This is a genomic window from Janthinobacterium sp. BJB301, assembly GCF_002735685.1.
Taxonomy (GTDB): Bacteria; Pseudomonadota; Gammaproteobacteria; order Burkholderiales; family Burkholderiaceae_D; genus Janthinobacterium; species Janthinobacterium lividum.
The window spans coordinates 879962-905088 of the sequence record NZ_PDZJ01000002.1 but is presented as its reverse complement, the minus strand read 5'-3'; the positions used below and the strand labels follow the sequence as shown (position 1 = coordinate 905088).

The window sequence follows — 25127 nt, the reverse complement described above, 5'->3', positions numbered from 1 at the left end:
CCATGGGCGTGAACAATTTCGTCGTCAGCATCCGGGGCGTCAGCCAGCATTACGGCAAGACGGTGGCGCTCGACGGCATCGACCTCGATGTGCCGGCCGGCTGCATGGTGGGCCTGATCGGGCCCGATGGCGTGGGCAAATCGAGCCTGCTGTCGCTGGTGGCCGGCGCGCGCGCGGTACAGGAAGGCAGCGTCATGGCGCTGGGTGGCGACATGCGTGATGCGCGCCACCGCGACGATGTCTGCCCCCGCATCGCCTACATGCCGCAAGGCCTGGGCAAGAATCTGTATCCGACCCTGTCGGTCGAGGAAAACCTGCAGTTTTTCGCGCGCCTGTTCGGCCACGACGCGGCCGAACGCCGCCGCCGCATCGACCAGCTGACCCGCAGCACGGGCTTGCAGCCCTTCCTGGCGCGTCCGGCCGGCAAGCTGTCGGGCGGCATGAAGCAGAAGCTGGGCCTGTGCTGCGCGCTGATCCACGATCCCGACCTGCTCATTCTCGATGAGCCCACCACCGGCGTCGATCCGCTGGCGCGGGCCCAGTTCTGGGACCTGATCGCCGGCATCCGCGTGCAGCGCCCGCAAATGAGCGTGATGGTGGCCACCGCCTACATGGACGAGGCGCAGCGCTTCGATTGGCTCGTCGCCATGGACGACGGCAAGGTGCTCGACACGGGCACGCCGGCCGAACTGCTGGCGCGCACGGACAGCAGCAATCTGGAAGCGGCCTTCATCAAGCTGCTGCCGGAAGCCAAGCGCGCGGGCCACCAGCCCGTGGTCATCACGCCGCTGGACGCTGCCAGCGCGCAGGACGTCGCCATCGAGGCGCAAGACCTGACCATGCGCTTTGGCGATTTTACGGCTGTCGACCATGTGAATTTCCGCATCGGCCGCGGCGAGATCTTTGGTTTTCTCGGCTCGAACGGCTGCGGCAAGTCGACCACCATGAAGATGCTCACGGGCCTGCTGCCGGCCACCGAAGGCAAGGCCTGGCTGTTCGGCAAGGAGGTCGACTCCAGCGATATCGACACGCGCCGCAGGGTCGGCTACATGTCGCAGGCCTTCTCTCTGTACAGCGAGCTGACGGTGCGCCAGAACCTGGTGCTGCATGCGCGCCTGTTCCACGTGCCCGACGGCGAAATAGGGGCGCGCATCGACGAAATGGCGCAGCGCTTCGACTTGCGCGCGGTGATGGACGACTTGCCCGACAGCCTGCCGCTGGGCATACGCCAGCGCCTGTCGCTGGCCGTGGCCATGGTGCACAAGCCGGAAATGCTGATCCTCGACGAACCGACGTCCGGCGTCGATCCGATTGCGCGCGACAATTTCTGGCGCCTGATGATCGAGCTGGCGCGGCGCGACCGCGTCACCATTTTCATTTCCACCCACTTCATGAACGAGGCCGAGCGCTGCGACCGCATCTCGCTGATGCATGCCGGTAAAGTGCTGGTCAGCGATGCGCCGGCCGAACTGGTGCGCAAGAAGGGCGCGCCGTCGCTGGAAGCGGCTTTCATCGCTTACCTGGAAGAGGCGGGCGGCGGCACGGCGCCGGCGGAGCAGGAAAGCGAGGTGCCCGCGCAGAAGGCTGAAGTGGCCGCACCGCAGCAGGAACACCGGCGCAGCCGTTTCAGCCTGAGCCGCATGCTCAGCTACATGTGGCGCGAGACACTGGAACTGCGGCGCGACCCCGTGCGCCTGACCCTGGCGCTGGGCGGCTCCGTGTTGCTGCTGTTCGTCATCGGCTTCGGCATCAGCCTGGATGTCGAAGATCTCAGTTATGCGGTGCTTGACCACGACCAGACCACCCTGAGCCAGAATTACACGAACAACCTGGCCGGTTCGCGCTACTTCGTCGAACGTCCGCCTCTGCGCGACTATGCCGATATCGACAAGCGCATGCGCAGCGGAGAGTTGTCGCTGGCCATCGAGATCCCGCCCGGCTTCGCGCGCGACGTGCAGCGCGGCGCGCCGGCACAGGTGGGCGCATGGATCGACGGCGCGATGCCGATGCGCGCCGAAACCGTGCAGGGCTACGTGCAGGGCATGCACCAGCTGTGGCTGGCCGACCAGGCCTTGCACCGCTATGGCATCACGATGAACAATCCCGTCGCCATCCAGACGCGCTACCGCTACAACCCGGACGTGAAAAGCCTGCCGGCCATGGTGCCGGCCGTGATTCCCTTGTTGCTGCTGATGCTGCCGGCCATGCTGGCGGCGCTGTCCGTGGTGCGCGAAAAGGAACTGGGCTCCATCATCAACCTGTACGTGACGCCCGTGACGCGCCTGGAATTCTTGCTCGGCAAGCAGGTGCCGTACGTCGTGCTGGCCATGTTCAACTTTGTCCTCATGGCGCTGCTGGCCGTCACCGCCTTTGGCGTGCCGATCAAGGGCAGCTTGCCGACCCTGATCGGCGCCACCTTCATCTTCAATATCTGCGCCACCGGCATCGGCCTGTTCGCCTCGACGTTTACGCGCAGCCAGATCGCGGCCCTGTTCGTGACCATGATCGGCACCATGATCCCGGCCATCCAGTTTTCGGGCCTGCTCAATCCCGTCTCGTCGATGGAAGGCGTGGGCAAGGCCATCGGCCTGATGTACCCGGCCACGCACATGCTCAATATCAGCAGGGGCGTGTTCAACAAGGCGCTGGGCTTTGGCGATCTGCACGCCTCGTTCTGGCCCCTGATCGTCGCCATTCCCGTGATCCTCGGCGTGACGGTGGCGCTGCTGAAGAAACAGGAGAGCTGATATGCGGCATCTTGAAAATATCTACCGCCTGGGCGTGAAGGAAATCTGGAGCCTGATCCGCGATCCGATGATGCTGATCCTGATCCTCTACACGTTTACCTTGGCGATCTACGTGGCCGCCACGGCCAAGCCGGAAACCCTGCACATGGCGTCGATCGCCATCGTCGACGAGGATGGCTCGCCTCTGTCCGGGCGCATCGCCTCGGCCTTCTTCCCGCCGCAGTTCACGCCGCCAGCCATGATCAACCAGAGCCAGGTCGATGCGGGCCTGGACGCGGGCCAGTACACCTTCGTGCTGACGATACCGCCCAAGCTGCAGACGGACGTGCTGGGCGGGCGCCAGGCGGAATTGCAGCTGAACGTGGATGCCACGCGCATGAGCCAGGCTTTCAGCGGCAGCGGCTACATCCAGCAGATCGTCGCCGGCGAGGTGTCCGAATTCGCCAAGCGCTATCGGGGCGCGACCGTCTCGCCCGTGGAGCTGGTGATGCGCGCGCGTTTCAATCCGTCGCTGAGCCAGGCCTGGTTTGGCTCGCTGATGGAGCTCATCAACCAGGTGACGATGCTGTCGATTATTCTCACGGGGGCGGCCCTGATCCGCGAGCGCGAACACGGCACCATCGAGCATTTGCTGGTGATGCCCGTGACGCCGGCCGAGATCATGCTGGGCAAGGTCTGGTCGATGGGCCTCGTGGTGCTGCTGGCCGCCGCCCTGTCGCTGAACCTGGTGGTGCGCGGCATGCTGCACGTGCCCATCGAGGGTTCCATCGCGCTGTTCCTGTGCGGCGCGGCGCTGCACCTGTTTGCCACCACCTCGATGGGCATCTTCCTCGCCACCGTGGCGCGCAGCATGCCACAGTTCGGCATGCTCCTGATCCTCGTGCTGCTGCCGCTGCAGATGCTGTCGGGCGGCAGCACGCCGCGCGAAAGCATGCCCGAACTGGTGCAGAACATCATGCTGATCGCCCCGACCACGCATTTCGTCGAGTTGAGCCAGGCGATTCTGTACCGGGGTGCCGGCATCGACGTGGTGTGGAAACCGTTCCTGGCCTTGCTGGCCATCGGCACGGCCCTGTTTACCTTCGCGCTGGCGCGCTTTCGCAAGACCATCAGCCAGATGGCGTAGCCCCCGCGCCGGAATGGTCCGGCGTTTTTTGCATGAAAAGGATAGCCATGAAGATCGAAGCTGCACCATTTTTCTCCACCGGCGGCTTGCCGTCGCTGGGCGTGCTGGGCGACTATGCGCGCGACTCGTGGCAGCGCATCGTGCTGTATGCGGACGTGATGCGCCGGCGCGGCAACCAGTACCAGGAGCACATGGCCGAGGAAGTGCCGAACGTGCTGGACTTCCCCGCCGAACTGGTGATGTCGGGCCTGGAACTGGCGCGTCCCGTCAACTACGGCCTTGCGCGCATCTTGACGCCCGATGCGCCGGAACCCGATCCGTCGAAGCGGCCATTCGTCGTCGTCGATCCGCGCGCCGGACACGGTCCCGGCATCGGCGGCTTCAAGGCCGAGAGCGAGATCGGCGTGGCCCTGCGCGCCGGCCACCCGTGCTACTTCATCGGCTTCCTGCCCGATCCCGTGCCGGGACAGACGGTGGAAGACGTGATGCACGCCGAGGCGGCCTTCCTGGAAAAAGTCATCGCCCTGCATCCGCTCAGCGAAGGCAAGCCCGTCGTCATCGGCAATTGCCAGGCGGGCTGGCAAATCCTCATGACGGCGGCGATGCGCCCGGAATTGTTCGGCCCCATCATCGTGGCCGGCGCGCCCGTGTCCTACTGGGCCGGCTGGCATGGCCGCAACCCGATGCGCTACGCGGGTGGGCTGATGGGCGGAAGCTGGGCCACGGCGCTGGCGGGCGACCTGGGCAACGGCCGCTTCGACGGCGCCAGCCTGGTGCAGAATTTCGAAAAGCTCAACCCGGCCAATACCCTGTGGAGCAAGCAGTACAACCTGTATGCGAACATCGATACGGAAGCGCCACGCTACCTGGAATTTGAAAAATACTGGGGCGGCCATGTATTCCTCAACGACGTCGAGATGCAGTACATCGTCGACAATCTGTTCATCGGCAACCGCCTGGCCACGGCGGAGTTGATTACCTCCGACGGCGTGCGCCTGGACTTGCGCAATATCCGTTCGCCCATCGTCGTGTTCTGCTCGAACGGCGACAACATCACGCCGCCGCCGCAGGCGCTGGGCTGGATCACGGACCTGTACCGCGACGACAAGGATGTGCTGATGCACGACCAGACCATCGTGTATGCCGTGCATGACAGCATCGGCCACCTGGGTATCTTCGTCTCGGCCAAGGTGGGGCACAAGGAACACCAGAAATTCGCCAGCAATATTGACCTGATCAACCTGCTGCCGGCCGGTATCTACGAAGCGAGGATCGTCGACAAGACGCCCGACACGCCGAACGCGGACCTGGCCAGCGGCGATTATGTGCTGCAGGTCGAACACCGCGGCATCGACGACGTGCGCGCCATCGTGCAGCCAAGCGTGGAAAACGACCGCAAATTCGCCGCTGCCGCGCGCGTGTCCGAAGTGAACCTGGCCCTGTATCGCACGTTTGCGCAGCCGTGGGTGCGCGCCATGGTCACGCCGCAGACGGCGCGCTTCCTGCAGCTCGCGCATCCGCTGCGCGTGTCGTACGAGCGCTGGACGGACCATAATCCGCTGGCCAGGCTGGTGGCCAAGGAGGCGGAAAAGGTGCGCGCCCACCGCCAGCCGGTGGCGCCCGACAACCCGCTGCTGGCCATGCAGGAAGCCATCTCCGGCGCCATCACGGCTGGCTTGAACGGCTGGCGCGACTGGCGCGATACGCTGCAGGAAACCACCTTCGACCTGGTGTACGGCTCGCCGCTGGTGCAGGCGCTGACGGGACAAGCCATCGGCGATACGGCGCCGCCGCGTCCCCATCCCGGCATTTTGCCCGAGCATTGCGAATACGTGCGCTGCGAAACGCGCAAGATGGACGAAGACATGCAGCGGGGCGGCCTGGTGGAAGCGGCCGTGCGCGCGCTGTTCTACATCTACCGCTTCCGCATGATCGCCGACGAGCGCAGGGTCAACCTGGCCCTGAAATTGATCAAGCCGCAATACCGGCAGGATGTCGGCATGGAGGAATTCCGCGGTATCGTGCGCCAGCAGGCGCGCTTGATGCTGCATGATTTCGATGCGGCCATCGCGGCCTTGCCGACCTTGCTCTCTCGCGCCGACCCGGACGACATCGGCGCGCTGGCCGAGTGGCTGCAGCAAGTGCTGCAAGTGCCCGAGGCGCCGACGCCGGACGAGGAGGCGAGCCTGCAGCAGATGCTGGACGTCTTCGACCGCGCGGTCAAGGCGCAAGCGAAGGCGTTGCAGTCGGACGCGGGCGCATCCCCTGCCGGGCCAAAAGCCAAGCCGGCCAAACACATTACCCCTGTATAGAAGACCACGATGACCACTACCCAAGACGATGATTTGCATATCGTGCGTAACCGCACCTTCGACCAGATCGCCATCGGCGACACTGCCAGCATCACGCGCACCCTGAGCATGGACGATATCGCCCTGTTCGCGGTGATGTCGGGCGATGACAACCCGCAGCACCTCGATACCGAATTTGCCGCCGCCACCCGCTACCAGGGCGTGATCGCCCACGGCATGTGGGGCGCGGCCCTCATTTCCGCCGTGCTGGGCACGCGACTGCCCGGCGCCGGCACCGTCTACACGGGCCAGACCCTGCGCTTTTTGCAGCCCGTGCGCGTGGGCGATACCCTGGCCATCAGCGTCACCGTCACGGCGCGCGAGCCGCGCAGCCGCCACGTGACGCTGGCTTGCCGCTGCGTCAACCAGCACGGCGCCGTGGTGCTCGATGGCGAGGCGCAGGTGATCGCGCCCGCCGAGCAGATCGAACGCAAGCGCGCCACCTTGCCCGAAGTGCGCCTGCATAACGGCGACGGCACGCGGCGCCTGCTGGAGCACGCGCGCACCCTGGGTCCGATCAGGGTGGCCGTGATCCACCCCTGCGATGAACTGAGCTTGTCGGGCGCGCTTGACGCCTACGCGGCAGGCTTGATCACGCCCGTGCTGGTGGCGCCGCGCGCGCGCCTGGAGGCGGTGGCGCTGGAGGCGGGCCTCAGCCTGGAAGGCATCGCCATCGAAGACGTCGAACATAGCCATGCGGCCGCCGCGCGCGGCGCCGAACTGGCGGGGAAAGGGGAAGTCGAGGCGCTGATGAAGGGCAGCCTGCACACGGATGAGCTGATGTCGGCCGTGCTGTCGGCCAGCGCCGGCCTGCGCACCAAGCGCCGCATCAGCCACTGCTTCCTGATGCAGACGCCTGCGTATCCGCGTCCCTTCATCATCACGGACGCAGCCATCAATATCGCGCCGAACCTGGCTATGAAGGCCGACATCGTGCGCAACGCCATCGACCTGGCGCACGTGATCGGCGTGGCCTGCCCGCGCGTGGCCATCCTGGCCGCAGTGGAAACGGTGAATGCGGACATGCCGGCCACCCTGGATGCGGCCGCCCTGTGCAAGATGGCCGACCGTGGCCAGATCACGGGGGCGATCCTCGACGGCCCGCTGGCATTCGACAATGCCGTGTCGATCGCCGCCGCCACCGTCAAGGGCATCGTCTCCGAGGTGGCGGGCCGCGCCGACATCTTGCTGGTGCCCGACCTGGAAAGCGGCAACATGCTGGCCAAGCAGCTCGAATACATGGGCGACGCGGACAGCGCCGGCATCGTGCTGGGCGCGAAGGTCCCCGTCATCCTAACCAGCCGCGCCGATTCGCGCGCCAGCCGCATCGCCTCGTGCGCCATCGCCGTGATGCTGGCCAACCATTACCGGAGCACGCCGCCATGAACGAAGCACTCCAACATGCCGACGGCACCCTGATCCTGGTACTCAATTGCGGCTCGTCGAGCATCAAGTTCGCCCTGTTCGAGCAAGCGGGCGGCGTGCTGCCGCAGCAGGCGCAATGGAGCGGCAAGGTAGAAGGCATCGGCCGCGAAAACGCCACGTACCGCGCCGGCGGCCTGCCGGCAATCGCCTTGCAGCTCGATGCAGAGCAGCCGCATCACGCGGCCCTCGAATACATCCGCGCGCAAGTGGTGGCGCAGCTGGCCGGGCGTCCGCTGCGCGCCGTGGCGCACCGCGTGGTGCATGGCGGTAGCAAGTATTTCGCCCCCGTGCGCATCGATTTCAAAGTGCTGGCCGACCTGAAAAGTTTTGTGCCGCTGGCGCCCCTGCACCAGCCGTTCGCGCTGGAGGCGATCGAGGTGCTGCTCGAATCGCGGCCCGATATCGCCCAGGTGGCGTGCTTCGACACGGCCTTCCACCACACGGTGCCGCAGGTCGAGCAGATGCTGGCCCTGCCGTACGATGCGTGGGAACGGGGCTTGCGCCGCTACGGCTTCCACGGCCTGTCGTACGAATACCAGTCGCTGGTGCTGGAGCAGCGCTTCGGTGCCGTCGCGCGCGGCAAGGTCATCGTGGCCCACCTGGGCAGCGGCGCCAGCCTGTGCGCCATGGATAATTTGCACAGCGTGGCCACCACCATGGGCTTTTCCGCGCTCGACGGCTTGATGATGGGCACGCGCTGCGGTTCGCTCGATCCGGGCGCCGTCATCTACCTGATGGAAATCGAAAAGCTGTCGCTGGAAAAAGTGGCGCATGTGCTGTACCACGAGTCGGGCTTGCTGGGCGTGTCGGGCGTGTCGGCCGACCCGCCGGTCTTGCTGGCGCAGCAGGACCGGCAGGATGCCACGGGCGAGCGTATCCGCGCCGCGCTGGCCTTGTATATCCGCCGTATCGTGCGCGAGATCGGCGCCCTTACGGCCGTGCTGGGCGGACTGGACATGCTGGTGTTTACGGCAGGTATCGGCGAACACAGCGCCGAGCTGCGCCAGCGCATCTGCGCCGAGCTGGGCTTCATCGGTCCCGTGCTCGATGCGGATGCCAATGCGCGCAACGCCAGCCGTATTTCCACCGATGCCAGCCGCATCGTGGTGGGCGTGGAGCCGGCCAACGAGGAGTGGGTGGCGGCTCGCCACGCGGCACTGGCCGTGCGCGCATGAGGTCCTGAAGCGTACAGCCGCGCTCGATGGGAAATTTGCCGAATTGCACATATTTTCCGTTGAGTGCGCTAACGCACTGTGTGGTTTGCCAGTTATCTTTACTATGAAGTCATGCCATTGCGCTACATCAAGAAACAGCGCGATGCCTGGCAAATTTTGAACATTTTGCCCGCCTTTAGTAAGAATAAAATTAAACCATATTGAAAGGTCTCATCATGAACAAATTACTCGCCGCCCTGATCGCTACCCTGTTTGCCACCGCTGCCATCGCGCAAACGTCGCCAGTCACCCCAGCCGTTGCCAGCGCCCAGGCGTCTGCGCAGCATGACATCAACAAGGCTGCCAACAAGGAAGCCAAAGTCGATGCGAAGGCTGACGCCAATGTCGCCAAGGCTGAAATGAAGGCTGACGAAAAGAAAGCCGACGCCCAGCACAAGGCGAATAAAACCAAGGCCAAGGCCCACGACAAAGTGGCCGATGCCGATCCGGAAGACAAGATGAAGGCGCAAGCCAAGGCTGACAAGGCTGCCGCCAAGGCCGATGCGAAAGCAGGCAAAACCTCCGTGAAAGCGGATGCCAAGGTCGCCAAGGAAAAAGTGGAAGCGAACGCCGATAAAGCCATCGCCGCCACCAAGACGGAAGAAGCCAAGGCCAAGGCCGACGCTGAAGTCAAGGCCGCCGCCGCCAAGTAATCCCCTGTTTGCGGGCCATGGCCTGCAAGCCCAAAAGACAGCTTCGGCTGTCTTTTTTTCGTCTGCCACTTTTCCTTTGCACCGCTTGCCAGTCTTGATCTGGCACAAATGCTCCTCTTTTCGCCGTGCCATAGTGAATTGGCAAACAGACGAAGGGAGACATCATGAGCACCGCTAAAACGAAAAAAATGCCGGCTACCGGTTCGGCGGAAGGCGCGCCTGCCGTGTCCGCCATGCAGCCCATGCCGGTCGAAGGCGACATGCAGGCTGGCACGGAGGCGGCGGGCGGCGACGCCATGGCTGGGCCGCGCCTGGGCATGTCGTATGCCGACCAGGCTGCGCTTACCCAGGGTACGGCCGCCGCGGATGCCGGCGCCATGCCGGGCGGCGGCATGCAGCAGGCACCGCAGGGCATGGCGGCCACCAGCTGCATGCAGTTTGGGGCTGGCGGTGGCATGGGTGGCGATGGTGGCGGTGGCGGTGGCATGGGGGGCAGCGACGGTGGACAGGGCGGCGGTACACCGCAGAAGCGCACCTGCGCGACGATGGACGTGCATCGCCGCCTGCTGAGCGAAGATCCATCATATGCGAACGTGCGCGCCGATATCGAAAACCTGGCCGGGCTCTACGAGGGCGACGGCAGCATTGCCGGACGTTCCGGCGTGACGCAGATACCGGTGGTGGTGCACGTGGTGTGGAATACGGCCGCGCAGAATATTTCGGATGCGCAGATCGCCAGCCAGATCGATGTGCTCAATCGTGACTTCCGGCGCGTCAACCCGGATGTCAACAGCACGCCGGCGCCATTCCTGCCCCTGACGGCCGATGCGCGCGTGGAGTTTGCGCTGGCCACGACCGATCCGCATGGCGCGGCCACCAGCGGCATCGAGCGGCGCCAGACGACGGCGGCCTCGTTTGGCGCGGACGATGCCGTCAAGTCGCAGGCGACGGGCGGCATGGATGCCTGGCCGGCCGACAGCTACCTGAATATATGGGTGTGCCAGCTGGGCGGCGGCTTGCTGGGCTACGCGCAGTTTCCCGGCGGCCCGGCCGCCACCGACGGCGTGGTGATCCTGCAATCGGCCTTTGGCACGACCGGCACGGCGGCGCCGCCGTTCCACCTGGGGCGCACGGCCACGCATGAAATTGGCCATTGGCTGAATCTGAACCATATCTGGGGCGACGACGGTACCGGGTGTTCGGGCACGGACAACGTGGCCGACACGCCCAACCAGGGCGGGCCGAACACGGGCCAGCCCTCGTTTCCGCAGGTGTCCTGCAGCAACGGGCCGAATGGCGACATGTTCATGAACTATATGGATTACGTCGACGATCCCGCCATGTTCATGTTCACGGCGGGACAGGTGGCGCGCATGCAGGCCTGTCTCGATGGCCCGCGCGCGAGCATCGGCACGGGCGGCACAGGTGCAGGCGCCACGCCGCGCCAGAGCTCTTCTCCCGTCGTGGCCTGGGGCGCGACCCGCCTCGACGTGTTCGTGCTGGGCACGGACCGCGCGCTCTACCACAAGGCATGGAATGGTACGGCCTGGGCGCCGTCCGTCACCGGCTATGAAGGGCAGGGCGGCATTTGCACCAGTGCCCCGCAGGTGGTGTCGTGGGGGCCGAACCGGCTCGACGTGTTCGTCACGGGCACCGACAGCGGCTTGTTCCACAAGTGGTGGAATGGCACGGCCTGGGGGCCGTCGCTGACCGGCTATGAAGCGATGGGCGGCTTGTGCGTGGGCGACCCGCGCGCCGTGGCCTGGGGACCGAACCGCCTCGACGTATTTGTCGTCGGCACGGACCGCGGCCTGTATCACAAGTGGTGGAACGGAGCCGCCTGGGGGCCGTCCTTGACGGGTTACGAAGCCATGGGCGGTATCTGCCTGGGCCAGCCGGAAGCCGTGGCCTGGGGGCCGAACCGCCTCGATGTCTTCGTCGTCGGCACGGACCGGGCCCTGTACCACAAGTGGTGGAACGGCACGGCCTGGGGACCGTCGCTGACGGGCTATGAACGCCTGGGCTGCATCTGCACCTCGGCGCCGAAGGCCGTGGCGTGGGGGCCGAACCGCCTCGACGTCTTCGTCACGGGCACCGATGGCGCCCTGTACCACAAGTGGTGGGATGGCGCGAAATGGGGGCCGTCCATCGACGGCTTCGAGCGCCTGGGCGGCATCTGCGTGGGCGAGGTGGAAGCCGTGTCGTGGGGTGCCAACCGGCTCGACCTGTTCGTCATCGGCACGGACAGCGCCCTGTATCACAAGGCGTGGAATGGATCCGCCTGGTCGCCATCCGTGACGGGCTTTGAAAGCCTGGGCGGCATATGCACCTCGCGTCCGCGCGCCACGGCCTGGGCGCCGAACCGCCTCGACGTCTTTGTCACGGGCACGAATGGCGCCCTGTTCCACAAGGCGTGGAACGGCACGGCCTGGTCGCCTTCCGTGAGCGGCTATGAAAGCCTGGGCGGCGTGGTATCGTGTTTCTGACATCCATGGTTGACACGGGAGGCGGCATGCACGGCATGACAACGGCACTGCCCAGCGGCAGCTGGACGCATTCCTTCGAGGAGGATGCAGACGGTATCGAGGTGTACCGGCCCACGGCCACGTTCGCCTTTCCTCCCAGCCGCAAGGGACGCAAGGTGCTGGAGTTCGGCGCGCCCGCCGGCGCCATGGCGCAAGGGGCGGCGACACTGACGTCGATGGCGCACGGCCCCGATGACCGTCCCCGCGCCGGTCCCGTTACCCGGCTGGTGCCCCTGGGCATGGGCCGCTATGCGCTGGGCGATGCCGGCGGGACGCAGGACGTGATCGATATCGTCGAAGCGACGCCCGACGTGCTGCGCCTGTCGCGGCGTCAAGGATGACCCCGGAGCTTGTGCGCGAGCGCCGTGCGGTTGCCCACGCCCAGTTTCTGGTAAATCGCATGCAGCTGGTTGCGCACGGTGGCCGGCGACTTGCCCAGTTCCCTGGCGATGCTTTTATACGGCAATCCTTCGGCCGCCATGGCCGCCACCAGCCGTTCGGCCGGGGTCAGGCGCTGCATGGCAGCCTGCCTGAAACCTTGTTTGTCATCGCTGTTCTCCTGTCGCTGGGCGGCGTGCCGGTGGCATGCCTGCAGGGATAACGGGAGCGTGGGACATATCTGTCAAATTATCTGTGAAATGTTTTTTCCTGTGCCGCTGCGCGGCGATGGGCGAAAAAAAAGACAGGCGAACCTGTCTTTTCGTATGGCCGGGTGCCGATCAGCCGATGGCCGCCATGGAGACCGGTTTCAGCTTGGCCGCCAGCGCCTTGCCTTTCTTGGCGCGCTTGCCGAAGTGTTCGGCCAGGGCCGTGGCGCCCAGCGATGCATCCTGCGGTTTCGAAGCCCTGCCGATGCCCGAGACCACCACGCCGCGCTGGGTGATCGGCTGCACGGCCAGCAGCTTGTCTTTCGCATCGAGGTCGATCAGCTTGACGCCGGTGCCGCCCTTGGACAGGGTTTTCATTTCATCGAGGCCGAACACCAGCAGGCGTGCGCCTTCCGTCAGGCAGGCCAGGGCGCTGGCCGCCTCGGGGATGACTTTCGGCGCCAAAGGCACGTCGCCATCGTCCAGGGTGATGAAGGCCTTGCCGCCTTTCAGGCGGCTCGTCATGTCGCCCGCTTTGGCGATGAAGCCGTAGCCTGCGCTCGACGCCAGCAGCAAATTGGTGGCGCCATTGCCCGCGAAGTAATGGAGGATGCGCACGGCGTTGCCGGGTGTGCCGCCGCTCAGGTCGCACAAGGTCGTGATTGGCACGCCATCGCCGCGCGCGTTGGGCAGTGCGGAGACGGGAACCGAGTAAATCTTGCCGTTGTTGCCAAAGCCCAGCAGGGTGTCGACCGTGCGGCACTCGAAGGCGCCATGCAGGGAGTCTCCCGCCTTGAACGTGAACTGCGCCGCATCGTGGCCGATGCCGGTACGCGCGCGCACCCAGCCTTTTTCCGAGATGATGACGGTGACCGGTTCATCGACCACCTTCTGTTCCGCCACGGCTTTCTGCGCTTCCTCGATCAGGGTGCGGCGCGCATCGCCGAACTGCTTGGCGTCCGCCTCGATTTCGCGGATGATGGCGCGCTTCATCGACCCCGGATTGTCGAGCAGGTCTTGCAGCGACTTTTCTTCCTTGCGCAGCTCGGCCAGTTCCTGCTGGATCTTGATCGTCTCCAGGCGTGCCAGCTGGCGCAAGCGGATTTCCAGGATGTCGTCGGCCTGGCGTTCGGACAGCTTGAACGCTTCGATCAGGGCCGCCTTCGGTTCATCCGAATTGCGGATGATCTGGATCACCTTGTCGATATTGAGCAGGATCGCTTCGCGCCCTTCCAGGATATGGATGCGGTCCTTGACCTTGCCCAGTTTGTAGCCGGTGCGGCGCGTGACGGTCTCGAAGCGGAAGTCGATCCACTCGCGCAGGATGTCGCCCAGGCCTTTCTGGCGTGGACGGCCATCGCCGCCGATCATCACCAGGTTGATCGAGGTCGACGATTCCAGCGAGGTGTGCGCCAGCAGCATCAGCATGAATTCCGTCTGGTCCTGGTTCTTCGACTTCGGTTCGAACACGAGGCGCACGGGCGCGGCGCGGCCAGATTCGTCGCGGATGGTGTCGAGCGAATTGAGGATCAGCGCCTTCAGGGCCACCTGGTCCGGCGACAGCGCCTTCTTGCCCAGCTTGATCTTCGGATTCGTCAGTTCCTCGATTTCTTCCAGCACCTTCTGCGACGAGGTACCTGGCGGCAGTTCCGTCACGACGGCTTGCCACTGGCCGCGCGCCAGTTCCTCGATCTTCCAGCGCGCACGCACCTTCATGCTGCCACGGCCGCTCGCGTACATGTCCTGGATCTGCGATGGCGGGGTGATGATCTGGCCGCCGCCGGGGAAGTCGGGGCCGGGAATGATGGCCATCAGCTCGGCGTGCGTCATCTTCGGATCGCGGATCATGGCGACAGCCGCTTTCGCCACTTCTGCCAGGTTGTGCGACGGGATTTCCGTGGCCAGGCCCACGGCGATGCCGGAGGCGCCATTGAGCAGCACCATCGGCAGGCGCGCCGGCAGCAGCTTCGGTTCTTCCGTCGAGCCGTCGTAGTTGGGCTGGAAGTCCACCGTGCCCATGCCGATTTCATCCATCAGCAGCTTGGCGATCGGCGTCAGGCGCGCTTCCGTGTAACGCATGGCTGCGGCGCCATCGCCATCGCGCGAGCCGAAATTGCCCTGGCCATCGATCAGCGGATAGCGCAGGGAGAAATCCTGCGCCATGCGCACGAGCGCGTCGTACACGGACTGGTCGCCGTGCGGATGCAATTTACCCAGCACGTCGCCGACCACGGCCGCCGATTTGCGGGGCTTCGCCGTGGAATTGAGTCCCAGCTCGTTCATCGCATACAGGATGCGGCGCTGCACGGGCTTCTGGCCATCGCACACGTCGGGCAGGGCGCGGCCCTTGACGACCGAGATGGCGTAATCGAGATAGGCGCGCTCGGCAAAGGTGGACAGGGTCAGCGCTTCGCCGTCGAATACCGGTTCATCCGGCTCGATCGGCTCAGGCTGGGCATCGTCAAATAAATTGGTTTGTGTGGACATGGCGCTTGTTTCGGTGTTAAGTGGTTGCGGTTGAATTCGTGGGGCTGATTATGACAGCCCGGGTTTGGAAAAAGACTTGCCATACGTCAGATACATGTAGCGCAAGGTCAGATACAGCACGGCCAGGGCCAGCTCGACACTGTTGTGCATCATCGGCATGGCGCGGATGGCCGGGGCATGGCCGGCCAGCACGAAGCTGGCGAGCGACGGCACCAGCACCACCGGCCAGATCGTCTTCCATTTGAAATCGGTGGGCGAAAACAGCAAGCCGGCGCACGACCAGGCATACAGCGCGGCGCCGACGAGGGCGGCCGGCAGCAGTTGCAAATACAGTTGCAGCAGCAAGCCCGCGCAACCGATCAGCCATGCCGCGCGCAGGCGGGGCAAGAGCGCCTCGGGGAAGCCGCAATCGCCATACAGGCCGGTGGCGCTGCGCAGGGCCAGCGCCGCCAGGCAGAATATCAATGGCATGGCCTCGCCGATGGCCAGCGCCGCAGGGCCTTTGCCGCTCATGAACATGGCGGCGAACAGCGACAGGCCGAGGCACAGGAGCAGCAGCATGCCATGCAGCAGTTGGCGGTTCATCGCGTACGCGAGCAGCGCCGACGCGCACAAGCCGGCCGCGGTAACGAGGCGCATGGTCTCGCTGCGTTCGGGCAGGAACAGCAGCAGCGCCAGCACGAGGTAGGGCACGATCCAGCCCAGTTGCCGCAAGCCGGGCCGCTGCCACAGCGTGGGCAGGCGTTCCTGCAGCGCTTCCTGCAGCGTATCGAATCGCGCGAACAGGGGCGCCGGCCAGCGCAAGGCATGCATGGCCAGCAGGGCAAAGGCGAGCGCCTGGAAGCCCAGCAGGCTGGCATAGGCGGCCGTGTCGCCGAGCTTGAAGCCGGCCGCATCGAGCACGCCAGCGAGCATGAAGTGCAGCACGAAACCCAGGCCGCCCGAGGCCAGCGCCGTCTGCTTGAAGTAGCGCTTGGCATGGACGGCCTGCTCCCATTGCTCGAACAGGTCCGTATCGAGCTTGTAAGCCAGCATTTCGCCGTGCTGCCAGCGTATCGCGTGCAGCAGTTCGCGCAGCTGCAGGTTGAATTTTTGATCGAACAGCTGGCGCGCGTAGGCCGATGGCGGCTGCTGCGACATGATGCAGTCCAGGCCGGGATAGCTGTCGCGGTTGTCGCTGAAATGGGCAAACGAGCGGTCGGCCCGGTAGCGCTGCACGGCGCCGCGCACCAGGTCCGCATGGCTGCGCGCCAGGTAGGAAAAATCGTGGTCCCAGCCCAGCTGCTCGAACAGGGCCTGGCGCAGCGGCAGCGTATAGCCGGCGCTGGCGCAATAGCGCAGCGCGCACAGGTCGAACTCCTCGCGCACGTCGAGATTCAGCATGGCGTCGTCCTGCAGGATGCGGGCCAGCACCTCGCCGGCATCCGCGTGCCGCGCCAGCGCCAGGCAGCCCTGCCACAGGTTGTCCGCTTCCTGCGCCGGATCGATGGCGACCACGCCCCATTGCTCTGGCGGCGGCGTCTGTTCCTGGGCTATGACGCCCCACAGTTCTGCGGGCGGCTCCTGCGCGGGTTCGTCGATGACGCCCCACAAGTCGGCCGGTTCCATCGGCGGCGCTGCTGGCGCTTCCGCTTCGGGTGTTTGCGGTTCCGGCAATTCCTCGGCAAACAGGTGCGCATGGCGCAGCGCGTATTCATACGCTTCGCGCAGTTCCTGGAAGGCGGCCGGATCGTCTTCGGGACGCGTCACCTTCAGACGCTTCGCATACGCGCGCTTGAGGGTGCGCTCGTCGCCCGTCGGCTCCGTGCCCAGGATTGCCCACAGGCTGCGCTGTCCGTTGTCCATGCCGCCGTCCATTTACAGGAAGCTCTCGCTCTCGACCTGGCGCAACACTTCGTCGAGCGCCTGGCGTGCCTTGCGGATGGTGTTCGGGTCCTGCGTTTCCAGCGCGGCCTGGAAGTTGGCCGTGTGCGCCGCCAGGTACTGGCGCACGTCGCCCAGAGACTGTTCGTACAGCCGGTCGGCGCGCGTGACCAGGGTGCGGTTTTCCATCTGCTCGCGCGGGTGGATCTTCAGGTCGGCCAGTTCCGCAAAGCGCTGCTCGATCTGTTCCGGCGTCATCACGCCCGCGTTGTCGCTGATGATCATCTTGTGCTTTTCCTGCGTGGCCAGCACTGTCACTTCCGCTTCCAGCACGCCGCTGACGTCGTAGGTGAAGCGCACGTCGATGCCGATTTCGCCCGCCTTTTTCGCGGGTATCGGGAAGCTGATCTTGCCGAGGAAGACATTGTCGGCCACCAGGCGCGACTCGCCCTGGAAGATAGCCACGTTGATTTCCTTCTGGTTGTCGTGGATGGTGGTGATGTTTTCCGTGCGCGAGACGGGCACCACGGAATTGCGCTCGATGATGGGCAGGTAATGCCCGCCTTCATACTGGTTCGCGCCGACCTGGCGCGAAATGGAAATGCCCAGCGAGTACGGCGCCACGTCCGTCATGACCACTTCGTCGAGCGCCGCGTCGCGCATCTTGAGTCCCGCTTGCACGGCGGCCCCCAGCGCCACGGCTTCGTCCGGATCCAGGTGGATGGCGGGGAAGCGGCCGAACATGCGCGAGACGAGTTTGCGCACCAGCGGCATGCGCGTGGCGCCGCCGGCCAGCACAACTTCATTCAATTCCGCGGCGCGGATGGTGGCGTCGCGCAGCGCCCGTTCCACGGGCAGGCGCAGGCGGGCTAGCAGGGGCTCGCACAATTGCGCCAGTTTGTCTTCGCTGATCTCCCAGCTGTATTCCTTGTCCTGGTAGCGCGTGGCCATGCGCACGGATGGCTGGTCCGACAGCAGGCGCTTGACGCGCTCTGCCTCATCGCGCAGCAGCTGCTGCTGGCGCGGGTCGAACAGGCGGCTGCCGGCCGCATCGCGCAAGCCGCTGCCTTCCAAAAAGGCGTCGACCAGCACGGTGACGAAGTCTTCGCCGCCCAGAAAATTGTCGCCGGCCGAGGCGCGCACTTCCATCACGCCTTCGAACAGTTCCAGGATCGACACGTCGAAGGTGCCACCGCCCAGGTCGAAGACGAGGAATTTGCTTTCCTGTTCCTTGTCGCGGATGCCGTAGGCCAGCGCGGCGGCCGTCGGTTCGTTCAGCAGGCGCTCCACGCGCAAGCCCGCCAGCTGGCCGGCGATGCGCGTGGCCTTGCGCTGCGCATCGCTGAAATACGCGGGCACGGTGATGATGGCTTCCTCGACCTTGTGCCCCAAGAAGGCTTCGGCATCTTCCTTCAGCGCGCGCAGCACCATCGACGACAGCTCTTCCGGACGGAATTGCTGCGTGCCGAGGGTGATCTTCTTTTCACTGCCCATGTAGCGCTTGAAGACGGCCGCCGTCAGTTGCGGGTGCGTCTGCAGGCGCTCGCGCGCGGCGCGGCCCACCAGCACGGTGCCGTCGTCGTCGATGCTGACGCACGACGGCGTCAGGTGTTCACCGAGCGCATTCGGGATGATGGAAGCCTTGCCATCGCGCCAGATGGCGACCAGGCTGTTGGTGGTGCCCAGGTCGATACCGATGATCATCAGATATCCGCCTCCGCCTCATTGCCGTGTTCTTCGATCCAGGCGCGGCGTCCGGCCGCTTCGCCTTTGCCCATCAACATATTGAAGCGGGAGGCCGAGGCCATGTGGTCGACTTCACCGAGCGTGACGGGCAGCAAACGGCGCGTGTCCGGGTTCATCGTCGTTTCCCACAGCTGCTCGGCATTCATCTCGCCCAGGCCCTTGAAGCGCGAGATCGACCAGGCGCCCTGTTTCACGCCTTCCTTGCGCAGCTTGTCCTCGATGGCAAGCAGTTCGCCGTCGTCGAGCGCATAGATTTTCTGCATCGGCTTCTTGCCGCGCGCCGGCGCATCCACGCGGTACAAAGGCGGACGGGCGATGCAGATGTGTCCCTTGTTGATCAGGGCCGGGAAGTGCTTGAAGAACAGCGTCAGCAGCAGTACCTGGATGTGCGAGCCGTCCACGTCCGCGTCGGACAGGATGCAGATCTTGCCGTAGCGCAGGCCGGACAGGTCGGGCGTATCGCCCACGCTGTGCGGATCGACGCCGATGGCGACGGCAATGTCGTGGATCTCGTTATTGGCGAACAGGCGGTCGCGGTCCGTTTCCCACGAGTTCAAGACCTTGCCGCGCAGGGGCAGGATCGCCTGGAATTCCTTGTCGCGCCCCATCTTGGCCGAACCGCCCGCCGAGTCGCCCTCGACGAGGAACAGTTCATTGCGCGCGATGTCCGACGATTCGCAGTCGGTCAGCTTGCCGGGAAGGACGGCCACGCCCGAGGATTTTTTCTTTTCCACTTTTTGCAGCGAGCGCTGACGCGACTGCGCCTGCTTGATCACAAGATCGGCCAGCTTCTTGCCGTAGTCGACGTGCTGGTTCAGCCACAGTTCCAGCGGCGGCTTGGTGAAGGTCGAGACGAGGCGCACGGCGTCGCGCGAGTTCAGGCGTTCCTTGATCTGGCCCTGGAATTGCGGGTCCAGCACCTTGGCCGACAGCACGAAGGAAGCGCGCGCGAACACGTCTTCGGGCAGCAGCTTCACGCCTTTCGGCAGCAGCGAGTGCATTTCGACGAAGTTCTTCACGGCGCCGAACAGGCCGTCGCGCAAGCCCGATTCGTGCGTGCCGCCATTCGAGGTGGGGATCAGGTTGACATACGATTCGCGCACGATGGTGCCTTCTTCCGTCCACGCCACCACCCAGGCCGCGCCTTCGCCCTCGGCAAAGCCTTCCGAGTCCGGGCCCGCATACTGCGCGCCTTCGAACAGGGGAATCAGGGTTTCGCCATTCGATACCTGCGCCAGCGTTTCGGTCAGGTAGCCGCGCAAGCCTTCCGCGTACTGCCAGGTCTGCGTGTCGCCCGTCTTCGCGTTGGTGAGCGTCACGGTGACGCCCGGCAGCAGCACGGCTTTCGAGCGCAGCAGGCGTTGCAGCTCCGTTTGCGAGATGTTGGGCGAATCAAAATATTTTGCGTCGGGCCAGGCCGTGACGCGCGTGCCCGACTTCTTGCCGTCGCGCGGGGCGGGGCGGGAATTCAAGGGCTCGATCACGTCGCCATTCGCAAACACCATGTGGTGCAAGCCGTTGCCGTCGCTTTCCTTGCGCCAGACGGTGATTTCCAGGCGCGTCGACAGCGCATTGGTGACGGACACGCCGACGCCGTGCAAGCCGCCCGAGAACGCGTAGGCGCCGCCCGAACCCTTGTCGAACTTGCCGCCCGCGTGCAGCCGTGTAAACACGATTTCCACCGTCGGCACGCCTTCCTCCGGGTGCAGGCCGACGGGAATGCCGCGGCCATTGTCTTCGACGGTAATGCTGCCATCCGTGTTTTGCGTGACGGCGATATGCGTGCAATGACCGCCCAGCGCCTCGTCGGAGGCATTGTCGATCACTTCCTGAATGATGTGCAGCGGATTTTCAGTGCGGGTGTACATCCCCGGGCGCTGCTTGACGGGTTCCAGTCCTTTCAGGACACGGATGGATGATTCGCTGTAGTCGGATGCTGGTTTTTTAGTGGCCATACGTGTTCAAGCTAAGTAAAGACAGTGGTTGGAACGCCAGGCCAGGGCACTGCGGGCGCAATGACAGCGGCGGCGATAACTGTATGAATATACAGTATATCCCGTCCAGCGTCACTGGGGGAGGGCAGTGCGGCAGGCTTGGCGTCCTTGTGCGGACGCTCGCGCATTCTATCTTGATCGGCGGGCAATAGCGCTACTCCAAGGCAACAACAGTGCGCCGCGCGCGTGGTTTTGCGCCAATTGTGCTGGATTTTATGCGGTAAAGCCGCCGTTTTTACATCTTGTTTACAGCTGCCTCCCCAGTCTTTACGAATTTTTTAGACCCTTTTGGCTAATCTGCTCACTATCAAAACAAACCTGAATGAGGGTGGGAATGGATCTCGTGTATCTCGGCTTGATTGCCGTGTTTTTCGTCGTGGCGGCCGGCTTTGCCGTCGCCTGCGACAAATTAGGGAGCGTCAAATGAACGCGTTTTATGTGCTGGGCGCCGTCGTCTCGGCTGGCCTGCTCGTGTATTTGCTGGTGGCGCTGCTGAAGGCGGAGGAACTGTGATGACGACGCAATCGATACTGTTACTGGTGGCTTTCCTCGCCGTGCTGCTGGCCGCCGGCTATCCGCTGGGCCTGTACATGGCCAGGGTGGCCGGCGATGGCCCCGTGCGCGGCCTGGGCTGGCTGCAAAAGCTGGAAAACCTGCTGTACCGCTGGTCCGGCCTTCCCGCCGACAAGGCCATGGGCTGGAAAAGCTATGCCATCGCCCTGATCGTCTTCAATACCGTGGGCGCCGTCTTCGTCTACGGCCTGCAGCGCCTGCAGGGCTTCTTGCCCTTGAATCCCCAGGGACTGGGCGCCGTCAGCCCCGATTCCTCGTTCAATACCACCGTCAGCTTCGTCGCCAATACCAACTGGCAGGGCTACGGCGGCGAACAGACCATGAGCTACCTGACCCAGATGCTGGGCCTTGCCTGCCAGAACTTCTTTTCGGCGGCCACCGGCATCGCCGTGATCTTCGCGCTGGTGCGCGGCTTCGCCTCGCGCTCGGGCAAGTCGATCGGCAATTTCTGGGTCGACCTGGTGCGCTCGACCCTGTACATCCTGCTGCCGCTGTCCCTGGCGCTGTCCGTCGTCTTCATGGGCGAAGGCATGATCCAGAATTTTTCCGCCTACAAGGAAGTGACCCTGCTCGACCACGTGGCGTATGAAACGCCGAAAGTGACGGCCGACGGCCAGCCCGTGCTGGATGCGGCCGGCAAGCCCGTGATGGAAGCGCAGGTGGCGACGACGCAGACGATCTCCATGGGCCCCGTCGCGTCGCAGGAGTCGATCAAGCTGCTGGGCACGAATGGCGGCGGCTTCTTCAACGCCAATTCCTCGCATCCGTATGAAAACCCCACCGTGCTGTCGAACTTCCTGCAGATGCTGGCCATCTTCATCATCCCCGCCGGCCTGTGCTTCACGTTCGGCCGCATGGTGGGCGACATGCGCCAGGGCTGGGCCGTGCTGGCCGCCATGACCCTGATCTTTGTCGTCATGACGGCTGGCGTGATGAGCGCCGAGCAGCAAGCCAATCCTGCCCTGCAAGCCCTGGGCGTGGACCAGCAGGCCAGCAGCCTGCAATCGGGCGGCAATATGGAAGGCAAGGAAACGCGCTTCGGCATCAGCTCCTCGACCCTGTTCGCGGCGGTGACGACGGCCGCATCGTGCGGCGCCGTCAATTCCATGCACGATTCCTACATGCCCCTGGGCGGCATGGTGCCGCTGCTGTTGATGCAGTTCGGCGAAGTGATTTTCGGCGGCGTGGGCACGGGCCTGTACGGCATGCTGATGTTCGCCATCCTGGCCGTCTTCATCGCCGGCCTGATGATAGGCCGCACGCCCGAATATCTGGGCAAGAAAATCCAGGCCTATGAAATGAAGATGGTGTCGCTGGCCATCCTGGTCACGCCAGCCCTGGTCTTGACGGGCACGGCGATCGCCGTGATGGTCGAACCGGGCACGGTTGGCGTGGCCAATCCGGGCGCGCATGGTTTTTCCGAAATCCTGTACGCCTTCACGTCGGCGGCCAACAACAACGGCAGCGCGTTTGCCGGCCTGTCCGCCAACACGCCGTTCTACAACGTGATGCTGGCGATCGCCATGTGGTTCGGCCGCTTCGGCGTGATCGTGCCCGTGCTGGCGGTGGCCGGTTCGCTGGCGGCCAAGCAGCGCCTGTCGGCCAATGCCGGCACCATGCCCACGCACGGCCCCATGTTCATCGGCCTGCTGATCGGCGTTGTCGTGCTCGTCGGCGTTTTGAATTACGTTCCCGCGCTGGCCCTGGGCCCGATCGTCGAACACCTGCAACTTTTCATCAAATAAGAGGCTACCATGTCACGCACAAGCCTGACCTTGTTCGATTCCGCACTGATCGGCCCCGCCGTCGTCGATGCGTTCAAAAAACTCGACCCCCGCACGCAGTGGCGCAGCCCCGTGATGTTCGTCGTCTACGTGGGCAGCATCATCACGACCCTGCTGGCCATCCAGGCCCTGAATGGCCAGGGCGAAGCGCCATTCGGCTTCATCGTCGCCGTCGCCGTGTGGCTGTGGTTTACCGTGCTGTTCGCGAACTTTGCCGAGGCGCTGGCCGAAGGCCGCAGCAAGGCGCAAGCCGCGTCCCTGCGCGCCCTCAAGCAAACGGTGATGGCAAAGAAAATGCAGACGCCGAAATACGGCACTTCCTGGCTGCCCACGCCGGCCACCGACCTGCGCAAGGGCATGACGGTGCTGGTGGAGGCGGGCGACGTCATTCCCGCCGACGGCGAAGTGACGGCCGGCGTGGCCTCCGTCGACGAAAGCGCCATCACGGGCGAATCGGCGCCCGTCATCCGTGAATCGGGCGGCGACTTTTCCGCCGTCACGGGCGGCACCCGCGTGCTGTCGGACTGGCTGCTGGTGCGCGTTTCCGTCAATCCCGGCGAAGCCTTCATCGACCGCATGATCGCCATGGTCGAAGGCGCCAAGCGCCAGAAGACGCCGAATGAGATCGCCTTGACGATCCTGCTCGTCGCCCTGTCGATCGTGTTCCTGATCGTCACCGTGACCCTGCTGCCGTATTCGCTGTTTTCCGTGGCGGCGGCCGGCAGTGGCACGCCGGTGACCATCACCGTGCTGATTGCGCTGCTCGTGTGCCTGATTCCGACCACCATCGGCGGCCTGTTGTCCGCCATCGGCGTGGCCGGCATGAGCCGCATGATGCAGGCCAATGTGATCGCCACGTCGGGCCGCGCCGTGGAAGCGGCCGGCGACGTGGACGTGCTGCTGCTCGACAAAACGGGCACCATCACCCTGGGCAACCGCCAGGCTTCCAGCTTCGTGCCGGCGCCCGGCGTGACGGAGCAGCAGCTGGCCGATGCGGCGCAGCTGGCCTCCCTGGCCGATGAAACGCCGGAAGGGCGCAGCATCGTCGTGCTGGCCAAGCAGAAGTTCAATATCCGCGAACGCGAGATGGCCAGCCTGCACGCCACCTTCGTGCCCTTCACGGCGCAGACGCGCATGAGCGGCGTGGATATCGCGGGCGAACAGCAGGTACGCCAGCTGCGCAAGGGCGCGGCCGACTCCATGAAGAAGTACGTGGAAGCGCTGGGCCAGCCGTATCCGGCCGAGGTGGGGCGCGCCGTAGACGACATCGCCCGCCGCGGCAGCACGCCGCTGGTGGTGGTTGACGACGGCCGCGTCATGGGCGCCGTGGAGCTGAAGGATATTGTCAAGGGCGGCATCAAGGAGCGCTTCGCGGAACTGCGCCGCATGGGCATCAAGACCGTCATGATCACGGGCGACAACAAGCTGACGGCAGCGGCGATTGCAGCCGAAGCGGGCGTGGACGATTTCCTTGCCGAAGCGACGCCGGAAGACAAGCTGAAACTCATCCGCAGCTACCAGGCCGAAGGCCGCCTGGTGGCGATGACGGGCGATGGCACCAACGATGCGCCGGCGCTGGCCCAAGCCGACGTGGCCGTGGCCATGAACTCGGGCACGCAGGCGGCAAAAGAAGCGGGCAATATGGTGGACCTGGATTCGAATCCCACCAAGCTGCTGGAAATCGTTGAAATCGGCAAGCAGATGCTGATGACGCGCGGTTCGCTGACGACGTTCTCGATTTCGAACGACATCGCCAAGTACTTCGCCATCATCCCGGCCGCCTTCGTGGGCACCTATCCGCAGCTAAAAGCGCTGGACATCATGCACCTGGCCACTCCCGCCTCGGCCATCATGTCGGCCGTGATCTTCAATGCATTGATCATCGTCGTGCTGATTCCGCTGGCGCTGAAAGGCGTGCAATACCGGGCCATTGGCGCGGCGAGCCTGTTGCGCCGCAACCTGCTGATCTACGGCCTGGGCGGCATCGTCCTGCCCTTCCTCGGTATCAAGCTGATCGACATGCTGCTGTCCGCACTCAATTTAGTCTAAAGG

At 64.7% G+C, this 25127-nt stretch carries 16 protein-coding genes; 11 read left to right on the top strand and 5 right to left on the bottom strand.

The features are described 5' to 3' along the window. The first annotated feature begins 2 nt into the window (after positions 1–2). The 8 genes from rbbA (at position 3) to CSQ91_RS17330 (ending at position 12382) form a co-directional block, all read left to right on the top strand. Positions 3–2747, top strand: coding sequence for a ribosome-associated ATPase/putative transporter RbbA (rbbA, locus tag CSQ91_RS17370; protein ID WP_099389062.1), 2745 nt, complete (start codon positions 3–5; stop codon positions 2745–2747). Position 2748: 1 nt separating this feature from the next. After that, positions 2749–3873: an ABC transporter permease gene (locus CSQ91_RS17365; RefSeq protein WP_099389061.1), complete on the top strand. Its 1125-nt coding sequence runs from the start codon at positions 2749–2751 to the stop codon at positions 3871–3873. Positions 3874–3920: 47 nt separating this feature from the next. Next, on the top strand, positions 3921–6185 hold the full coding sequence (locus CSQ91_RS17360) for a DUF3141 domain-containing protein (protein ID WP_257217380.1): 2265 nt from the start codon (positions 3921–3923) through the stop codon (positions 6183–6185). A 9-nt stretch (positions 6186–6194) separates the two neighbouring features. Next, entirely contained in the window at positions 6195–7610 is a 1416-nt protein-coding gene (locus tag CSQ91_RS17355; protein WP_099389060.1) for a bifunctional enoyl-CoA hydratase/phosphate acetyltransferase, read from the top strand. Continuing rightward, positions 7607–8824: an acetate/propionate family kinase gene (locus CSQ91_RS17350; protein WP_099389059.1), complete on the top strand. Its 1218-nt coding sequence runs from the start codon at positions 7607–7609 to the stop codon at positions 8822–8824. Before CSQ91_RS17355 ends, CSQ91_RS17350 begins: the two co-directional genes overlap by 4 nt. A 215-nt stretch (positions 8825–9039) precedes the next feature. Beyond that, positions 9040–9516, top strand: coding sequence for a hypothetical protein (locus CSQ91_RS17345; protein WP_034780321.1), 477 nt, complete (start codon positions 9040–9042; stop codon positions 9514–9516). Positions 9517–9680: 164 nt separating this feature from the next. After that, positions 9681–12002, top strand: a complete 2322-nt coding sequence (locus CSQ91_RS17335) for a M43 family zinc metalloprotease (protein WP_218963755.1) — start codon at positions 9681–9683, stop codon at positions 12000–12002. A 26-nt stretch (positions 12003–12028) separates the two neighbouring features. Next, entirely contained in the window at positions 12029–12382 is a 354-nt protein-coding gene (locus CSQ91_RS17330; protein WP_143451046.1) for a hypothetical protein, read from the top strand. Here CSQ91_RS17330 and CSQ91_RS17325 read toward each other — a convergent pair. From CSQ91_RS17325 to CSQ91_RS17305, 5 genes are all read right to left on the bottom strand, one after another. Continuing rightward, positions 12373–12561, bottom strand: a complete 189-nt coding sequence (locus CSQ91_RS17325) for a helix-turn-helix domain-containing protein (RefSeq protein WP_034780317.1) — start codon at positions 12559–12561, stop codon at positions 12373–12375. The two genes, CSQ91_RS17330 and CSQ91_RS17325, sit on opposite strands and share 10 nt — an antisense overlap. Positions 12562–12760: 199 nt before the next feature. Next, the gene (gene parC, locus CSQ91_RS17320; protein ID WP_034780316.1) at positions 12761–15115 is read right to left on the bottom strand and encodes a DNA topoisomerase IV subunit A; all 2355 of its coding nucleotides are present in this window, start codon (positions 15113–15115) and stop codon (positions 12761–12763) included. Positions 15116–15163: 48 nt separating this feature from the next. Beyond that, positions 15164–16960 carry a J domain-containing protein gene (locus tag CSQ91_RS17315; RefSeq protein ID WP_143451045.1) on the bottom strand — a complete coding sequence of 599 codons (1797 nt, stop codon included), beginning with the start codon at positions 16958–16960 and terminating at the stop codon, positions 15164–15166. A 12-nt stretch (positions 16961–16972) separates the two neighbouring features. Beyond that, complete coding sequence (locus CSQ91_RS17310) at positions 16973–18682, bottom strand: molecular chaperone HscC (RefSeq protein WP_034780312.1); 1710 nt, start codon at positions 18680–18682, stop codon at positions 16973–16975. Continuing rightward, on the bottom strand, positions 18682–20679 hold the full coding sequence (locus tag CSQ91_RS17305; RefSeq protein ID WP_099389056.1) for a DNA topoisomerase IV subunit B: 1998 nt from the start codon (positions 20677–20679) through the stop codon (positions 18682–18684). The genes CSQ91_RS17310 and CSQ91_RS17305 overlap by 1 nt, the downstream gene beginning before the upstream one ends. A 462-nt stretch (positions 20680–21141) precedes the next feature. On the opposite strand from CSQ91_RS17305, the gene kdpF reads away from it, so the two are divergent. The 3 genes from kdpF to kdpB are packed head-to-tail and all read left to right on the top strand — an operon-like array spanning position 21142 to position 25124. Beyond that, the gene (gene kdpF, locus CSQ91_RS17300; protein WP_034746483.1) at positions 21142–21231 is read left to right on the top strand and encodes a K(+)-transporting ATPase subunit F; all 90 of its coding nucleotides are present in this window, start codon (positions 21142–21144) and stop codon (positions 21229–21231) included. Continuing rightward, positions 21231–23036 (top strand): potassium-transporting ATPase subunit KdpA, encoded by a 1806-nt coding sequence (gene kdpA, locus CSQ91_RS17295; RefSeq protein WP_099389055.1) that lies wholly within the window; start codon positions 21231–21233, stop codon positions 23034–23036. The genes kdpF and kdpA overlap by 1 nt, the downstream gene beginning before the upstream one ends. Before the next feature lie 9 nt (positions 23037–23045). Continuing rightward, entirely contained in the window at positions 23046–25124 is a 2079-nt protein-coding gene (kdpB, locus tag CSQ91_RS17290; protein ID WP_034780304.1) for a potassium-transporting ATPase subunit KdpB, read from the top strand. Positions 25125–25127 lie beyond the last annotated feature (3 nt).